General features: G+C 45.2%; 13 protein-coding genes and 2 pseudogenes. 1 reads left to right on the top strand and 14 read right to left on the bottom strand.

Annotation, left to right across the window (positions count from 1 at the left end; genetic code table 11):
* Window positions 1-94 precede the first annotated feature (94 nt).
* From RWS24_RS05715 to parE, 8 genes and pseudogenes are all read right to left on the bottom strand, one after another.
* Window positions 95-325 (bottom strand): DUF2969 domain-containing protein, encoded by a 231-nt coding sequence (locus RWS24_RS05715; RefSeq protein ID WP_301412394.1) that lies wholly within the window; start codon window positions 323-325, stop codon window positions 95-97.
* A gap of 105 nt (window positions 326-430) precedes the next feature.
* Window positions 431-1,456 (bottom strand): annotated as a pseudogene (locus RWS24_RS05710) (branched-chain amino acid aminotransferase); the annotation flags it as partial.
* Between the two features lie 166 nt (window positions 1,457-1,622).
* Entirely contained in the window at window positions 1,623-4,073 is a 2,451-nt protein-coding gene (gene parC, locus RWS24_RS05705; RefSeq protein WP_314366068.1) for a DNA topoisomerase IV subunit A, read from the bottom strand.
* Window positions 4,074-4,108: 35 nt separating this feature from the next.
* Window positions 4,109-4,924 carry an aminoglycoside 6-adenylyltransferase gene (locus RWS24_RS05700; RefSeq protein ID WP_314366067.1) on the bottom strand — a complete coding sequence of 272 codons (816 nt, stop codon included), beginning with the start codon at window positions 4,922-4,924 and terminating at the stop codon, window positions 4,109-4,111.
* 16 nt (window positions 4,925-4,940) lie between these two features.
* On the bottom strand, window positions 4,941-5,477 hold the full coding sequence (locus RWS24_RS05695; protein ID WP_314366066.1) for a GNAT family N-acetyltransferase: 537 nt from the start codon (window positions 5,475-5,477) through the stop codon (window positions 4,941-4,943).
* 29 nt (window positions 5,478-5,506) lie between these two features.
* Window positions 5,507-5,725: pseudogene (locus RWS24_RS05690) on the bottom strand (cell filamentation protein Fic); the annotation flags it as partial.
* A gap of 44 nt (window positions 5,726-5,769) precedes the next feature.
* The gene (locus RWS24_RS05685; RefSeq protein WP_314366065.1) at window positions 5,770-6,246 is read right to left on the bottom strand and encodes a hypothetical protein; all 477 of its coding nucleotides are present in this window, start codon (window positions 6,244-6,246) and stop codon (window positions 5,770-5,772) included.
* Window positions 6,247-6,258: 12 nt separating this feature from the next.
* Window positions 6,259-8,202 carry a DNA topoisomerase IV subunit B gene (gene parE, locus RWS24_RS05680; protein WP_314366064.1) on the bottom strand — a complete coding sequence of 648 codons (1,944 nt, stop codon included), beginning with the start codon at window positions 8,200-8,202 and terminating at the stop codon, window positions 6,259-6,261.
* Window positions 8,203-8,392: 190 nt separating this feature from the next.
* On the opposite strand from parE, the gene plsY reads away from it, so the two are divergent.
* Entirely contained in the window at window positions 8,393-9,043 is a 651-nt protein-coding gene (gene plsY / locus RWS24_RS05675; RefSeq protein ID WP_125356877.1) for a glycerol-3-phosphate 1-O-acyltransferase PlsY, read from the top strand.
* 39 nt (window positions 9,044-9,082) lie between these two features.
* Here the strand turns inward: plsY and nt5e are convergent, their stop codons facing one another.
* The 6 genes from nt5e to RWS24_RS05645 all read right to left on the bottom strand — a co-directional run bounded on the left by nt5e (window position 9,083) and on the right by RWS24_RS05645 (window position 16,135).
* A complete protein-coding gene (gene nt5e, locus RWS24_RS05670) occupies window positions 9,083-11,242 on the bottom strand; it encodes a cell surface ecto-5'-nucleotidase Nt5e (protein WP_314366063.1) in 2,160 nt (719 codons plus the stop codon).
* Between the two features lie 161 nt (window positions 11,243-11,403).
* Complete coding sequence (locus RWS24_RS05665; RefSeq protein ID WP_314366062.1) at window positions 11,404-12,672, bottom strand: dihydroorotase; 1,269 nt, start codon at window positions 12,670-12,672, stop codon at window positions 11,404-11,406.
* 12 nt (window positions 12,673-12,684) lie between these two features.
* Window positions 12,685-13,149 carry an 8-oxo-dGTP diphosphatase gene (locus RWS24_RS05660; protein ID WP_314366061.1) on the bottom strand — a complete coding sequence of 155 codons (465 nt, stop codon included), beginning with the start codon at window positions 13,147-13,149 and terminating at the stop codon, window positions 12,685-12,687.
* An 8-nt stretch (window positions 13,150-13,157) separates the two neighbouring features.
* Window positions 13,158-13,811, bottom strand: coding sequence for a uracil-DNA glycosylase (locus RWS24_RS05655; RefSeq protein ID WP_314366060.1), 654 nt, complete (start codon window positions 13,809-13,811; stop codon window positions 13,158-13,160).
* Window positions 13,812-13,847: 36 nt separating this feature from the next.
* Window positions 13,848-14,600: a DUF4336 domain-containing protein gene (locus RWS24_RS05650; protein WP_314366059.1), complete on the bottom strand. Its 753-nt coding sequence runs from the start codon at window positions 14,598-14,600 to the stop codon at window positions 13,848-13,850.
* Window positions 14,597-16,135, bottom strand: a complete 1,539-nt coding sequence (locus RWS24_RS05645) for a glycosyltransferase family 39 protein (protein ID WP_314366058.1) — start codon at window positions 16,133-16,135, stop codon at window positions 14,597-14,599. Before RWS24_RS05645 ends, RWS24_RS05650 begins: the two co-directional genes overlap by 4 nt.
* Window positions 16,136-16,231 lie beyond the last annotated feature (96 nt).

Raw genomic sequence — 16,231 nt, 5'->3', positions numbered from 1 at the left:
GCGGATTTACAGTCCGCCGCGTTTAGCCTCTTCGCTATCTCTCCGACAATCAACGCTATCTATTATAACATTGATACAATGAAAATGCAAGCCCTTATTTGCTTAAATTATAGGTTTCAATCAAAGTTTCCACGGCTCTTTCAAGTTTTTTATAAAAACTTTCAGCATTTCCATTTTTGATAATTGCAAACTGGCCATCTAGTTCAGCAATCTCGCCGATAACCTTCTTGCCAATAGAAAGGCTATAACCGTCAAATTGGTCTGCTCCGACTTTCACTTTGCTATCTGTGATTTGAATTTCAATTTTTTTATCTTTTTTACTCATAACTTACCTCTTTCAAATTTCTATTGTACACGAAAAACGCTGACTTCGCAAGCTATCTTAGGCTAGAATTACAGAAAAACTGCCCAATCAAGGACAGTTTTTAGATTATACTTTCACAATCCAATCTTCTGGAGCTTCAACATCACCAAATTGGATACCAGTTAATTCGTCATACAGCTTGCGAGTGACTGGACCGACTTCTGTCTCGCTATAAAAGACATGAAAATCATCGCCGTGCTGGATACCTCCGATAGGAGAGATTACTGCAGCTGTTCCACAAGCACCCGCTTCAGTGAATTTACCCAAGTCTGCCAGAGGAACATCTCCTTCAATCGGTTTGAGTCCAAGTCTATGCTCTGCCAGATAAAGCAAAGAGTACTTGGTGATGGATGGCAAGATTGAGGGACTGAGCGGCGTTACAAACTCATTATCCTTGGTGATACCAAAGAAGTTGGCAGATCCCACTTCTTCAATCTTGGTATGGGTTGCTGGATCCAGATAAATCACATCTGAGAAATGCTTATCCTTAGCAATCTTTCCTGGTAATAAACTGGCAGCGTAATTGCCTCCTACTTTAGCTGCACCAGTTCCGTGCGGTGCCGCGCGATCATAGTCATCTGAGACAATGAAGTTAGTCGGAGTCAGACCGCCTTTGAAGTAATTGCCGACCGGCATTACAAAGATAGTGAAAATGTATTCTTCAGATGGCTTCACTCCGATAATGTCACCTACTCCAATCAAGAGAGGTCGAATATAAAGAGTTCCGCCTGTTCCATAAGGTGGAACATATTCTTCATTGGCTCGGACAACCTGCTTGACTGCATCCACGAACATTTCTGTAGGAACCTGCGGCATGAGCAAGCGATCAGCTGTTCGTTGCAGACGCTCCGCATTTTTATCTGGACGAAAGAGTTGAATACTGTCGTCCTTGGTTCGATAAGCCTTCAAACCTTCAAAAGCTTGCTGTCCGTAGTGAAGGCAAGGAGACGACTCAGAAATATGGAGCGTAGCGTCCTCCGTTAATGTTCCTTCTTCCCACTGGCCATTGCGATAGTAAGCTAAATAGCGATAAGGTAGTTTCATATATGAGAATCCTAGATTTTCCCAGTCAAGATTTACAGTCATGGTCTTTCTCCTCTTCTTCCAAACTTCATTTTTAGATACTCCCTATTTTACACCTTTTTAAGATATTTTCAAGTATTATTTTCAATTTTCAGAAAATTTTTTATTCAGTCTTTTGTTCCGCTATCAAGATTTTAGAAATTGAAAAACCAGCTCCTGCGAACTGGTTTGATAATTACTTGATATAAGCTGAGAAGACTTCTTCGTCTGAAATAGTATCAGAAATGAAGCTGCCATTGCTAGTTCTCTCAGACAGACTAAGATCAGCTAGATTAATCTCATAGGCAGTTCCTTTATTGGAAAGCACCTGCAAAATCTGCTCCTCATTGGCTTCTGCTTCAGTAGTAAAGAGGTCAAAGTCCACTGCTTCGCCAAAGACTGGTCCAGCCGCAAAGACACGATGTGGCTTGGTCTTAAGCTCTCTCAGAACTTGAAGACCGCGATTTGCCCGACTAGTAACAGGAATATCTGCGACTGCCATACGCTTGAGCGAACCACGCTGAGTCAGGAGGTAAAGTGAGTCCGTATTGGCGATAAAGGCTGCCGCTAGGACATCGTCTTTCTTGAGGTTTATGGCTTTAACCCCAGCCGCCTTAGCTCCGATAACTGGTACTTCCTCAATATTGAAGCGAAGAGCATAGCCATTCTTGGTCACGAGCATAACATCATCTAGCTTAATCGGAGCCAGAGCAATAACCTGATCGTCTTCATTTTTCAGCTTTGCAAACTTAAGCGACTTGGACTTGTAGGTCCGCCAAGGACTGAATTCCTTGCGCTCAACTCGCTTGATTTGACCTAACTTGGTCGCTGCAAAGTATGTCCCCTCCTCAAAGCTGTCCAGCAATTCTGTATAGATAACCTCTTCCTTTGTATCAAAGTTGCTGATAGTCTGGCTGAGGTGTTCTCCGATTTCTTTCCAGCGGATGTCTGACAGCTCATGAACTGGCCTATAAATAACATTTCCCAGGCTGGTGAAAATCAATAAATGCTGGGTCGTCTTGGCCGGGCTGACGAAAATCAGTCGGTCATCATCACGCTTGCCCATCTCCTCTAGGGTTGAAGCAGAGAAGGAACGCGGACTGGTCCGCTTGATATAGCCAGAACGTGTCACGCTGACATAAGTCTCTTCCTCAACGATGAGACTAGCCGTATCAATCTCGATGGCGTTTGCCGTATCCTGCAACTCACTGAGACGCGGATTGCCAAACTTCTTCTTGACATCGCGGAGCTCACGCTTCATGAGGTTATACATGGTGCGCTCATCACCGATAATAGCTGCCAGCATGGCAATCTTCTCGCGCAGCTCTGCTTCTTCCTCTTCCAGAACCACTACGTCTGTATTTGTCAAACGGTAGAGTTGGAGAGTGACGATAGCCTCAGCTTGCTCCTCAGTGAAATCATAGCTGACTTTAAGATTTTCCTTGGCGTCTGCTTTGTTTTCGGAAGCACGAATCAGGGCAATCACATCGTCCAAGATGGAAAGCACCCGAATCAGTCCTTCCACGATATGAAGTCGTTTCTCAGCCTTGGCCTTGTCAAAGCGGCTGCGAGCCAAAATAATCTCCTTGCGGTGGGCAATATAACTAGTCAAGATTGGTACAATTCCCACCAAACGAGGCGTGAAATTGTCAATCGCCACCATGTTGAAGTTATAATTGACTTGCAAATCAGTGTACTTGAAAAGATAGTTGAGAATCAGCTCGGTATTAGCATCTTTCTTGAGCTCGATGGCAATGCGAAGACCGTCCCGGTCGGATTCGTCCCGAACCTCAGCAATGCCAGCCACCTTATTGTTGACCCGCACATCGTCGATTTTCTTGACCAAGACCGCTTTATTAATCTCGTAAGGAATCTCGGTGATGACGATTTGCTCTTTACCGCCCTTCAATTTTTCGATCTCAGTTCTGGAGCGCACTACAACTCGACCTTTTCCAGTCTCGTAGGCTTTCCTGATCTCATCACGGCCTTGGACAATAGCTCCTGTCGGGAAGTCTGGACCAGGCAGAAACTCCATGAGTTTGTCCACCTTGGCAGACGGATGGTCAATCATATAGATAACCGCGTCAATGACTTCGGCTAGATTATGAGGTGGAATATCAGTCGCATAACCAGCAGAAATCCCAGTTGCTCCATTGACCAAGAGATTAGGAAATGCTGCCGGCAGAACAGTCGGCTCCTTCTCGGTATCGTCAAAGTTCCAAGCAAAAGGAACGGTATCTTTCTCGATATCCTGCAAAAGATAGCCAGCCATCTCAGACAGGCGCGCCTCAGTATAACGCATAGCCGCCGGTGGATCACCGTCCATGGAACCGTTGTTACCGTGCATCTCAACGAGAATCTCACGGTTTTTCCAATCCTGAGACATGCGGACCATGGCATCGTAGATGGAACTGTCACCATGGGGGTGGAAATTCCCCATGATGTTCCCGACAGACTTGGCAGACTTGCGGTAGCCCTTGTCAAAGGTGTTGCCGTCCTTATTCATGGAATAAAGAATACGGCGCTGAACAGGCTTCAAACCATCGCGAATGTCCGGCAAGGCCCGCTCTTGAATGATGTATTTGGAGTAGCGACCAAAGCGCTCTCCCATGATGTCCTCAAGGGACATGTTTTGAATGTTGGACATAATAATTCTCTTTTTATTTTTCTTTTTAATAATAACTAGAAGCTAAGCTTCTCTTTAGCATACTCAATCATCTTCTCTGCGGTTGCTTTGTCATAGTGGAAGCCGGTTTTGATAGAGAAAGCTTGTGCTTCTTTGTGGAAAAAGTCCATGATAGCTAAGAGAGACTTGGTGATTTTTTTCTTGTCGGAAAAGTCAAGCAAGGCTGTAAATTCTTTCTCTTTCTCAGCAGGCAAATACTGAAAGAGGTACTTATAGTTCTTGCCAACTTCGACCGTCCCCTTATCCGCTGCCACTTGCCAAGCTAACAGCTTGAGCAATTCTTGTTGGCAGATGCCATAGAGATGATCCGTCGCATATACCAGATGATTTCGATGAATGCCCTTGACCACATAGGTTGATACCCACCAAAATTCATTGCAGGATTTGTCAAAGTCAGTCGCACTAGCTGGTGCCGTCCAATAGCGCTTGGGTGTCGGTGCATAAGGAGCAAACAGCCCCTGCGCGTCATCCAGCACCGTGAAATCTGCTTCGCTATCCACCCACTCTTTGATGTATTCCTTAGGACAAAGAGTCAAATCTATCCGATTGCCATCTTCAAAAAGCATAAGGTAGAGACGGCGATGGCCTACTAGGACATGCTGCTCGATCATGCGCTTGCCAAACCTTTCCAACCAAGCAAGGTCAGCCACCAGACCATTCAAATCCTCTACAATGTAGACTACATCATAGTCTTGGAACTCGTCCTTGGGAGCATTTGGATTTGTCCGCGAGCCGGACATAGCGACAGCGTCAACCTGTAGCACTTTTGCGGTTTGCAAAATCACATCAAACATCTCGATTTCAGATCTCATGGAAACACCTACCTTTTTAGTGAAAACTCTTGATTCTGTAGAGGACATGTCTATAAAGCGGACTGTCAGCTGGAACTTTTTCATTATCAAATTCTTTGACAAATTCCATGCCTAGCTTTTGCATGACTTTTTGCGAAGGGAGATTGTACAAGGATGTAAAAGAGTAAACTTCTGACAAGCCAGCTTGCTGGAAAGCGAAGTCTAGACAGGCTTGGGCAGCCTCCGTCTCATAACTACGATTCCAAAACTCTTTTCGCAAACGCCAGCCGATTTCTACAGCTTCTTTTCCAGCAAAAATCCGTAAATCCGAATGGTGCAGACCTACCAAGCCGATAAACTCCTGACTGTCCTTTTCTTCAACAGCCCAAAGACTGTATCCATAAGCCTTAACTTCATCTTGAATGCCCTGATAAAGACGCAAGGACTCCGCTTGACTATATGGCTTTGGGAAATACTGCATGACCTCTGGATCTTGATTCATGGCAATCAAAGCCGGCAAATCTGATTCCTGCAAGTCTCGTAAGATGAGACGGGCTGTTTCAAGCATTGTCATCTAATCACTCCTCTGTAAACTTTCTTATCTCACAAGTCCTCAGCCTTATACAGGCTATAGCCTTCATAGTAGTAACTATGGTCAACGCCCTTCATGTAGAGGTTACGGTTATGAATGTCCTTTGTGAGGGCTTGCTTGAGGACATGCTTGATTTCTGTGTCTTGAATGGGGCTGCGCTCCATGGCTAGGAGGTAATCTTCCTTGTCCACTTGAGACCAGTCCACGACTTGTCCCAGCTCAGCCTTTAGCTAAGCAATTAATCACTATACCTTACCTAAAAGTATTCTATGTCTTACTTATTTTGTTTGGTGTAATAGAGATAGAGAGGAGGAAGATAGGAAACTAAAATCATCAAAATCATTACCAATAATGTTAACAGATGGATCTGAAATATCTTTACCACATACCAGCCCAGAGCGCCTATAGATAGAGGACCTAAAATATAGGATAGGAAAATCAAAAGAGCCTTCCACCCTTTCTCCGAATAGACGAAACACAAACGAATAAATGTGTAGACTAAGGACCCTGCTATCAAAGGAAAACCAATAAACAGCATGATAGCAGACGCCACTAAAGATTCGGATCCTGAGGGATCTATATTGAAAAAAAGCATCAAAATCATGAAGAAAGTAAATACAATGGGTGCATATAAACCTTGGAAACTTTTTTTTCGAATATTCATGTAGAATGCAAGAATAGCCGAGGGTAAAGAAACTAAGAAAATTAAACCCAAGTAACTTCCAAAAATCGAATATCCTGAACTATCCATTATTCATACTCCTTAAAACACTGTCGCTTCCTCAAGCGTAAACTTGACATTATCCTCAATCCACTTACGGCGTGGTTCGACTTTGTCACCCATGAGGACATTGACACGGCGTTCGGCTCGGGCCAGGTCTTCGATGGTGACACGGATGAGGGTGCGGGTGTCGGGATTCATGGTTGTCTCCCAGAGTTGGTCGGCGTTCATTTCACCGAGCCCCTTGTAGCGCTGAAGCATGGCACCTTTGCTAAACTTGCGGCGCAGGTCGTCCAGCTCACCGTCGGTCCAAGCATACTCGACAACTTCGCTCTTGCCCTTGCCCTTGGACATCTTGTAGAGAGGCGGCAAGGCGATATAGACGCGGCCAGCCTCAACCAGCGGACGCATATAGCGATAGAAAAAAGTCAGCAGCAAGGTCTGGATATGGGCACCGTCGGTGTCCGCATCGGTCATGATGATAACCTTGTCATAGTTGGCATCCTCAAGGGTAAAGTCTGTCCCAACACCCGCTCCAATCGTGTAAATCATGGTGTTGATTTCTTCGTTCTTGAGAATGTCAGCCATCTTAGCCTTAGCAGTATTGATAACCTTACCTCGCAGAGGCAGGATGGCTTGGAACTTACGGTCACGGCCTTGCTTGGCAGAGCCACCGGCAGAGTCTCCCTCGACCAGATAGAGTTCGTTCTTGGCTGGATTCTTGGACTGAGCCGGAGTCAGCTTACCAGACAGCAAGCCCTTGTCTTTCTTATTCTTCTTGCCATTCCGGCTTTCGTCACGTGCTTTACGGGCTGCTTCTCTGGCATCTCTGGCCTTGATAGCCTTGCGGATAAGGTTAGATGCCAGCTCACCATTTTCCAAGAGGAAAAAGGTCAGCTTGTCAGAGACGATGGAGTCCACGGCAGGACGAGCCAAAGGGCTGCCCAGCTTGTCCTTGGTCTGGCCTTCAAACTGCAGGTGCGCCTCAGGGACCAGGATGGACAGGACAGCAGCCAGACCCTCGCGGTAGTCCGAGCCTTCCAGATTCTTGTCCTTTTCCTTAAGCAGGCCGGTCTTTCTAGCATAGTCGTTCATGACCTTGGTAATAGCAGTCTTGAGCCCCGTCTCGTGGGTACCGCCGTCCTTGGTGCGGACGTTATTGACAAAGGACAGGATATTATCGGCGTAGCCGTCGTTGTACTGGAGGGCAACCTGAACTTGGAAGCCGCTCTCCTCGCCCTCGAAATAGAGGACGGGAGTCAGGGTTTCCTTGTCTTCATTGAGATAGCTGACAAAGTCTTCAACGCCGTTCTCATAGTGAAACTCTACTTCTTCGCCAGTCCGCGCATCGGTCAGCGACAGGCGGACATTCTTGAGCAGGAAGGCTGATTCCTTAAGCCGCTCAGCAATAGTGTTGTACTTGAAGTCCGTCGTTGAAAAAATCGTATCGTCTGGCATGAAGGTCACTTTGGTCCCAGACTTGGACTTAGGTGCAGTGTCGATTTTCTTGAGCGTAGTGACTGGTTTTCCGCCATTTTCAAAGCGCTGCTTGTAAACAGTCCCATCCCGCGTGATTTCTACTTCCAGCCAGCTGGAAAGGGCATTGACAACAGAGGACCCTACACCGTGGAGACCGCCCGAGGTCTTATAGCCACCTTGGCCGAACTTACCTCCAGCGTGGAGAACGGTGAAGATGACCTCAACCGTGGGAATCCCCATAGCGTGCTTGCCGACAGGCATCCCGCGTCCGTGGTCTGCGACAGTCAGACTGCCGTCCTTGTTGATAGTCACATCAATCCGGTCACCGAAGCCTGACAGGGCTTCATCGACAGCATTGTCCACAATCTCCCAGACCAGATGATGGAGTCCCGCTCCGTCAGTCGATCCGATATACATCCCTGGACGTTTGCGGACCGCATCCAACCCTTCTAATACCTGAATAGCATCGTCATTATAATTGTTAATATTGATTTCCTTTTTTGCCACAAGAACCTCCTAATGATTCATCTTTTCTATCTTACAAGTTTTTGGCAAATATTGCAAAGATTTTTTTGAAAAAAATGCTGATGAGAACGGATTTCAAACGAAGAACAATCCAATATCCGAGTAGACATTTCCTGCTATAAATTCTATCCTTTTCTATTGTAAGAAAGCGAAATAATGGTATAATAAAATCATGATGAACACGATAATTGGATTAATACTCGCATACTTACTGGGCTCTATTCCGACTGGACTTTGGATTGGGCAAATTTTCTTTAAAAAGAACCTGAGAGAATACGGCAGCGGCAATACTGGAACGACCAATACTTTCCGTATTTTGGGAAAGACGGCTGGGACGGCTACTTTTGCTATTGACTTTCTCAAAGGAACTGCAGCGACCCTGCTGCCTTTCTTTTTGCATATTGAGGGAGTTTCGCCGCTTGTCTTTGGCCTCTTGGCTGTAATAGGCCATACTTTTCCTATCTTTGCTGGCTTTAAGGGCGGCAAGGCCGTGGCAACCAGTGCAGGGGTTGTTCTGGGCTTCTCACCAGCCTTCTTTGTCTATCTGATTATCATCTTTGCCAGCATCCTCTATCTGGGAAGTATGATTTCTCTAGCAAGTGTGCTCTCAGCAGTCATCGCTATCCTGTCGGCGCTGCTCTTTCCTCTAGTCGGCTTTATCCTGCCCAGCTACGACCTCTTCTTCACTCTGATTATCATTGCGCTGGCTTTGATTATTATCCTCCGACACAAGGACAATATCCAACGTATCAAACAGAAAAAAGAAAATTTAATCCCTTGGGGCTTGAATATTACCCATCAAAATCCTGAAACAAAGAAATAAAACGGAAGTGAACAACTTCCGTTTTATTGTGTCTTCTAACTAGTCTTCTTTGTGACTTTTCTTGATTCCTGCCAATCCAAAGAATCCTAAAACCATACCAACTAGGCTCAAAGCAACTGCTGATTCGCTGCCTGTTTGTGGCAGTTCTTTAGCTGCAGGGTCCTTAGTGAAGATCTTGGCAACATGGACAGGTACTTGCTTAGTTTGATTTGGCGTGTTGGCCATTGGAGCCGCCTGTTTTGCAGGATCAGCTGCTTTGGTACCAGCTGGGTAGGAAGCTGCATTAGCTGGATCCGTTCCTTGCTTGATTTCTTCAATATCTGTATAGCCATCACCGTCTGTATCCTTAGTGGATGAAATAGAGATAGCACGTGAGTTTGGATTGATAACCGCATAGGCTGTCAAATCAGCTTTTGCCAGGTAGTCTGCGAAAGCCACATCCATAGATGGTCCTTCCTCGCGAGGGCCACCCAGCATGGTATAGCCGTCACCGCCAGCAGCCAGGAAGTCATTGGTCGTCAAATAGTAGGTCTTATTTGGATCAAGTGGCTCATAAACACCAGTTTCTTTATTCTTAATCTCGATGTGGAGGACACGCTGATTAGCCGGCAGAGTGGTATCATAATAGACTTTAGCTCCAGAGATTTGCAAGTAACCACCGCTTGGTTCTAGCAAGGGTTGTCCGTTCTCATCCAGCACAGGCTTGCCATCTTTTTCCTGAAGAATAGAGCCCAGAGATTTGGCAAACATATCTGCGATATTTTGACCAGTTACCTTGATTTGAGAAATAGTATTCCCAAAAGGCAATACGGCGATAACATTTCCCTTGGTGATTGGTTTATCTTTGGCAATAGTTTCGCGCAGACCGCCTCCGTTAGTAACAGCCAGGTCTGTCTTGTTGGCAAAGCCAGTTTGACCATAATCGTAGAGAGCATCTGCTACGACATTACCCAGATTGGTTTCCCGAACGCGGACATTTTCACGGTCACCATTAAGCTCTACTGGGCTGTTTGCTACGATAACTTTGGCATTATCAGCGTCGTATCTGGCTTTAATCTTGCTGACCATGTCTGCTACAACTGGGTCTGGAGCGACTTTTTTAGCTGTTTCAGCAGGGATTTGCTGAGGATTGCCTAGCAGTTGATTGGCCTTGAAAGTCACTTTTCCGATATTGTGTAGGTAGCTACCGGTCTGGTTGTAGGTTACATTATCACCATAAGTCGTAGACTCTACTGTGTGGGAGTGGCCGTCAATAACAGTTACACGCTTACCTTTGAGCTTAGGATTTTTTGAAAGAGCTTCAGCCAAGGTTGAGCCGCGCCACTCTGTCGGAGTTGTCGTGTCAACACCTAAGTGAGCTAGAACAACGTAGTTTTTGTAGTTCTTTCCTTCTGCCGCTGCGCGTGCTTCGATTTCGTCAATGACTCGATTAACCTCTGTAATTGGATCAGTGAAGGTCACACCTTGGACGTTTTTAGGGTGAGTTTTTGTAGCAGTTTCTGGTGTGGTCACACCGATTACCACAAACTCATCTCCCTCAACCGCTGGGTCCTTGTCCACAATGGTAGAAGCTTGGAAAACTCGAGCATTATTGGCGTAAGTGTTAGAACTAAGAAGTGGGAATTTAAGAATTTCCTTGTATTTCTTTGCCTCATCTAGACCAAAGTCAAACTCATGGTTACCGACTGCCATAGCATCGTAGCCAATTTCATTGAGGATTTTCGCACGTTCTTCCCCTTTTGAGCTATTGGAAATTGGCAGCCCTTGGAAGGCATCACCCGCATCTACAACAAGCACTTTAGGGTTTTTAGCGCGCTCTTCCTTGATAACAGTAGCCAGCTTAGCATCACCGATAACACCTTTTTCCTCTACGATGCGACCATGCACATCGTTGGTATGGAGAATCGTAGCCTCTGGTAGATTTTCAGACTGGGCTGGTGCTGCAGCGGCTTCTGTCGCAGCTGGACCAGCCGGAGCAGCTGCATTCTGACTATCTGCTGCTGGTTTTTCTTCTGCTGAAGCTGCTGGAGCAGTTGGTTGCGCTGCAGAAGCTGTCTCAGCAGCTGGCTGACTGGTCAACTCAGTCGTTGCCGGCTCTGGATTAGCCTGAGCCTCTTCCGCAGAGACTTGATGCGCCAAGAAAGCAGGTGCCAAAAGCACTGTTGATAGAACAGGTAAGATGAAAAATTTCTTCTTCATATAACGAACACTCCTCTTTAGTATTTTGTTATATTATACCTCTTTTTGGTTTAAAAAGGAACTATATCCTTAATATTTCCAAACATTCGTAATTTCAGAAATTTTCTAGAAAGTTTTCTTTGTTAAAAAAGACCCTCAAATTCATCAGAGTCTTATTTACATTATCCTTCAAAGACAACTTCTCCATCACAGATGGTAAACTTCACTTGGCCTTTAAGATTTTCACCAACAAAAGGTGAATTGGCTGCTTTGGAGGCGAAATGATCAGTCACAAGTCTATCTGCTTCTGGATCAAATATAGTCAAATCGGCTGGACCATCCTGAGCGATGAAGCCAGCATCGAAACCATACAACTGAGCCGGATTAAGAGTCATTTTCTCTAAAAGTTCCATCAAGCTCAGATGACCAGCCTCAACTAGGTAGGTCAGTCCCAGAGAAAGCGAAGTCTCAAGACCAGTCATGCCAGAAGGCGCCTGAGTGATGTCTTCAACATTTTTCTCGTCAGCATGATGTGGAGCATGGTCCGTCGCAATGACAGAAATGACACCTGACTTAAGCCCCTCGATAACCGCTAGCCGGTCCGATTCTAAGCGCAGAGGTGGATTCATCTTGGCATTGCTACCCTTGGTCAATAGCAGTGCTTCTGTTTTAGAGAAGTGCTGAGGTGCTGCTTCAGCAGTGACTTGAGCGCCTAGCTTCTGAGCGAATTCGACCACCTTTACACTCTCAGCCTTGGACAAATGCTGAATATGCACATGAGCCTTTGCATCATAAGCAATCATAACATCGCGTGCAATCATGCTATACTCTGCCACACCTGTCGCGCCGCAAATATGAAAATGCTCTTTGGCAATATGCTCATTGAAACCAAGTATCCCGTTGAGATTTGGATCTTCCTCGTGCAAGCTGATAAAGGTGTTATTTTTACGAGCCTCTACGAGCGCCTTGCGGACAATGCCAGCGTTGGTCAGCGGAATACCGTCATCAGAAAAACCTACTGCACCAGCTGCCAAAAGACCTTGGAAATCTGTCAGATGTTGCCCATCAAAATTCTCTGTAATCGTTGCAACCGACTTGATATGGATATTTTCACGACTAGCTGACTCCAGTACTTCTTTCAGGGTTTCAACCGTAGAGATGGTCGGATTGGTATTGGCCATCATAACAACTGTCGTAAAGCCACCTGCTGCTGCTGCCAAGGCCCCCGTATGAATGTCTTCCTTATGAGTCTGGCCCGGCTCCCTAAAATGAACATGTATATCCACCAAACCTGGAGCCACCACCAAACCATTGGCATCAATAACTTTTGCGCCCTCAGCCTGCAAATCTTGACCGATTTTGACGATTTTCTTCCTCTCGACCAAGAGGTCAGTAATTTGGTCAAAACCAGTCTTAGGATCCATAACTCGTCCGTTTTTGATTAATAGCATCGTCTTATCTCCTTATTCGTAAAAGTCCACCTGCGTATCCAGCAGCTTATCCCCGTCATAAACAAACTTTGCTGAAAAGAAAGGCTTGTCTTCTAAAAGCCACTCAACAAAGGTATGATCGCCTTCCCAGGTTGGTTTAGATAAAACCTGATTATAGGGCACCCATTCCAGAGTACCTTCGTTGCAGTCAATCAATTCCCCCTCAAACTCAGTCACCTTGAAGACATAGGTGTACCAGTCCAAGTCGGGAGTAAACTCTGGAAAAGTGATAACGCCTTTGAGAACAGGCTTGGCCTTTAGACCTGTTTCCTCTAAAATTTCGCGAGTTGCACATTCCTGCGGGGTTTCTCCACGCTCTAGCTTACCACCGACACCAATCCATTTCCCAGCATGAACATCATTTGGCTTTTTGTTGCGGTGCAGCATGAGAAACTCCCGGCCATTATCGATATAACAAATCGTTGCTAACTGAACCATACTACCTCCTAAGCTAACCAATCGATAGGTTCCAAGCCCTTAGTCACTAAGAAATCATTGGTACGAGAAAAAGGTTTGCTGCCAAAGAAACCACGGTAGGCAGACAGCGGACTTGGGTGAGCTGACTCGATTATCAAATGTTGCGAATTGCTTATCAAGGCTTTTTTCTTGCGCGCATAGGAACCCCAGAGGATAAAGACAACTGGATCAGACTTTTCATTGACTACTTTGATAATAGCATCTGTAAAAGGCTCCCAGATTAAGCCGGCATGCGCATTGGCCTGGCCAGAAGGCACTGTCAGCCCAGCATTGAGCAAGAGAACACCCTGCTGAGCCCAGGAAGTCAAATCATGCGACTCTTTCACTCCAATATCATCAGCCAGTTCTTTAAGAATATTCTGCAAAGAAGGCGGAGCTGGAATGTCATCAGGTACCGAAAAACTCAAGCCTTGTGCCTGTCTCGGTCCGTGGTAGGGGTCCTGCCCCAAAATAACCACCTTAACATCTGCTAAATCTGTCGTCTGAATCGCATTAAACACCTTTTCCCGAGGTGGGTAAATGGTCCCTGAAGCATACACTTCGTCTAAAAAATGATTGATTTTTGCAAAATAACCTTCCGGCAACTGCTCCTTAATCAAAGCGTGCCAAGCTGAATGCTGCATACATGTCTCCTCTCATTTTCTACGATAAAAATTCTATTACTTAATCCACCTAAGTGCTCTTCTGAGTTCTGCTGTGCCATTTTCCAGAAAACAACGACCATGAGCTAGTATGATTTTCTCTGGTTGCCAAGCCAGCATCTGCTCTAGACATTCTTTGGCTTCTTTTTGATGACCGATAAAGGTCATGCGGTAGTCAATAGGTGTCTGGCCGTCCGGAGCTGCAACACGAACCAATTTATAAACCTTGCTGCGAAGCGAACTTGGAAAATGCTCTGTTTCAAAATTCTCAATCAAATCTGTCAAAATCAAGGTTTGACTGTCCTTATGAAAAAAGACAACTTCCTCAATATAAGTACTTCCCTTGAAAACCAACTGTTCTATCTGGTCTACCCAAGCTTCAGGAGCCTCATCCGTCAATTTTTCATCAAAAGAGACTGGAATTTTCTGCTTGGCTGCTCTCTCCTCCACTCCTGGGCTAGACCAAGAAATCGCCTCAGGATATCGCTTCTTCCGGTCAGCAATATATGCATAGTGAATCCTATTAGGTGAAACGAGGTGTGCGACTGGTCCCAAAGCGTCCAACTGGTCAAACAAGGCTTGATTTGGCTGGATTGGTGAATGGCACCAGAGCTGGCCGTTTGCTAACTTGATGACAGTCATGCGGGTAGAAAAAGGCAATTTTGTCACCACTGCATCCATCTCAATCAAATCACCGTCTACAATCCAGATATTCTCAGCAAAGGGCTTCAAGCTATAAAGCGGTTCATAGATAGGAACAGGTCTTTTCATTTCAAAGATTCCTTCTTTCTAGTCCAAAAGTGAAACTTCCCTAAGCCTTGTGGGTACTGGGCTAATCCTAGGGCAGACAGAATTAGAATCTGTGGCAAAAACTGAATCAGATAACGCGTCTTTCCTCCCTCAAAAATCTGCAGAAAGAGCAGGCCACCAAAAACAGCTAAGGTTAGAAAATTCAGCTCATCACTGGATCGATATTTCCAAAGGGCAAAGACAAGTCCTGCTGCCATGACAATCCAGACCACCTGCTTGGACAGTGAGAAATAGACAAATTCTGACTTGTCAGTGTTCAGGAAGAAGTCACGGACAAACTGAGTTAAAGGATTATCTTTCGTATCTTGGTAAAAAGGCGATATATAAGGCGTCTTTTCATTTTCAACACTGCGGTAGAGCCAGCCCAAATCTCCTTCAGCTACAGTCAGAGACTGCTTATGGAAGAGATGATGAGCGAGAGTCAAAGGATTATATTCACTTAAGCGCCGCTTGATTTCCTTGATAACATATTCCTTGGCAAACATGCCATTGTTATAGTTATATTGCTTATCAGGCTCAATATACTGCAAGAGCCCCTCTTTCATATCTTCCTGATTGTGGCCATTGAAGGTCAGACCCAAATTAATAAAGAGCAATGGACCTTTTGCCAATCCCTCTCCCTTCATAATCGGCACTTCCGTCTGATGCTTGGACCAGTAATGCAGCGGGGCATAGCTAATCGCAAAACTGCAAGCAAAAACGACTAGTGTCAGAAAGAACTTCTTCCAATTCTTTTTAAAAAAGAGGACTCCGAAGACAGCTATCAGCAAAATCATTACTGTTGGTCTAAAGAAGAAAGCCAGGCTAGTCATCAGCCCAAGCAAAATACTGCGCCAAACCAGCTGTCTACTGTTCTCCTCTCCTCTCAGCAATCCCAGAACTAGGAAAATCTGCAAACTGATGAAAGGCAAGGGCGGAATATCCGTATACATAGAAAAGAAATAAGGAGAAAAGCCCAGTAAAAGCACATAAAGACTAAATACAGCATCAGCAGTCTTTTGTGAAAAATACTTTTGGCAACCCTTATAGAGAATCAAGGCCGTTACGTTAGTATAAACAATATTCAAGGCCTGCATGACCCATAGACCAGATCCCCCAAATACATTAAAGAAAAAACGCTCGTAGAGAAAAAGTGAGACATTGTTAGGATTCCGGGTCAGATAGCTGGAAATGGAGCTTTCTTTCAGAGTTTTGAAAGCCCCTGTAAAGACTACAGCTGCGTCACGCCTAATCAAAAGCTCTGCCGAAAAGAGCATAATCAGCTGAAAAATAAAGGCAGCTAGCATAATAAGAAGTTTATGCTTCATCAGCCAATGATAAGCTTTTTCTAGCAAATGCCGATAGCGATAGGCCAGATAAGCCAAGCCGGCAAAAGCAATCATAGCTATACTATTCAGCTCTGCAACATGCCAGATGGCAATCAGAAACCAGTGAACAGCCGTAACCAGCATAACTTTCTGTAATATCGAAAAGGATAGATGATAAATCTTAGACATAGCTCTATTATACCAAACACCGAGACTTTAAGCCATTTTAAAAGGCAAGACAAGGACGTTTTACTGAAAAATGACCTGAATAAGAGTCAGATCATT

This window comes from uncultured Streptococcus sp., from assembly GCF_963528215.1.
In the GTDB taxonomy this organism is placed as follows: domain Bacteria; phylum Bacillota; class Bacilli; order Lactobacillales; family Streptococcaceae; genus Streptococcus.
This window is presented reverse-complemented; position numbering and strand designations above follow the sequence as displayed.

Bases quoted from the DNA above. Each gene is read 5' to 3' on its own strand.
- RWS24_RS05715 (WP_301412394.1), bottom strand. From the start codon at position 325: ATGAGTAAAAAAGATAAAAAAATTGAAATTCAAATCACAGATAGCAAA.
- parC (WP_314366068.1), bottom strand. From the start codon at position 4,073: ATGTCCAACATTCAAAACATGTCCCTTGAGGACATCATGGGAGAGCGC.
- RWS24_RS05700 (WP_314366067.1), bottom strand. From the start codon at position 4,924: ATGAGATCTGAAATCGAGATGTTTGATGTGATTTTGCAAACCGCAAAA.
- RWS24_RS05695 (WP_314366066.1), bottom strand. From the start codon at position 5,477: ATGACAATGCTTGAAACAGCCCGTCTCATCTTACGAGACTTGCAGGAA.
- RWS24_RS05685 (WP_314366065.1), bottom strand. From the start codon at position 6,246: ATGGATAGTTCAGGATATTCGATTTTTGGAAGTTACTTGGGTTTAATT.
- plsY (WP_125356877.1), top strand. From the start codon at position 8,393: ATGATGAACACGATAATTGGATTAATACTCGCATACTTACTGGGCTCT.
- nt5e (WP_314366063.1), bottom strand. From the start codon at position 11,242: ATGAAGAAGAAATTTTTCATCTTACCTGTTCTATCAACAGTGCTTTTG.
- RWS24_RS05665 (WP_314366062.1), bottom strand. From the start codon at position 12,672: ATGCTATTAATCAAAAACGGACGAGTTATGGATCCTAAGACTGGTTTT.
- RWS24_RS05660 (WP_314366061.1), bottom strand. From the start codon at position 13,149: ATGGTTCAGTTAGCAACGATTTGTTATATCGATAATGGCCGGGAGTTT.
- RWS24_RS05655 (WP_314366060.1), bottom strand. From the start codon at position 13,811: ATGCAGCATTCAGCTTGGCACGCTTTGATTAAGGAGCAGTTGCCGGAA.
- RWS24_RS05650 (WP_314366059.1), bottom strand. From the start codon at position 14,600: ATGAAAAGACCTGTTCCTATCTATGAACCGCTTTATAGCTTGAAGCCC.
- RWS24_RS05645 (WP_314366058.1), bottom strand. From the start codon at position 16,135: ATGTCTAAGATTTATCATCTATCCTTTTCGATATTACAGAAAGTTATG.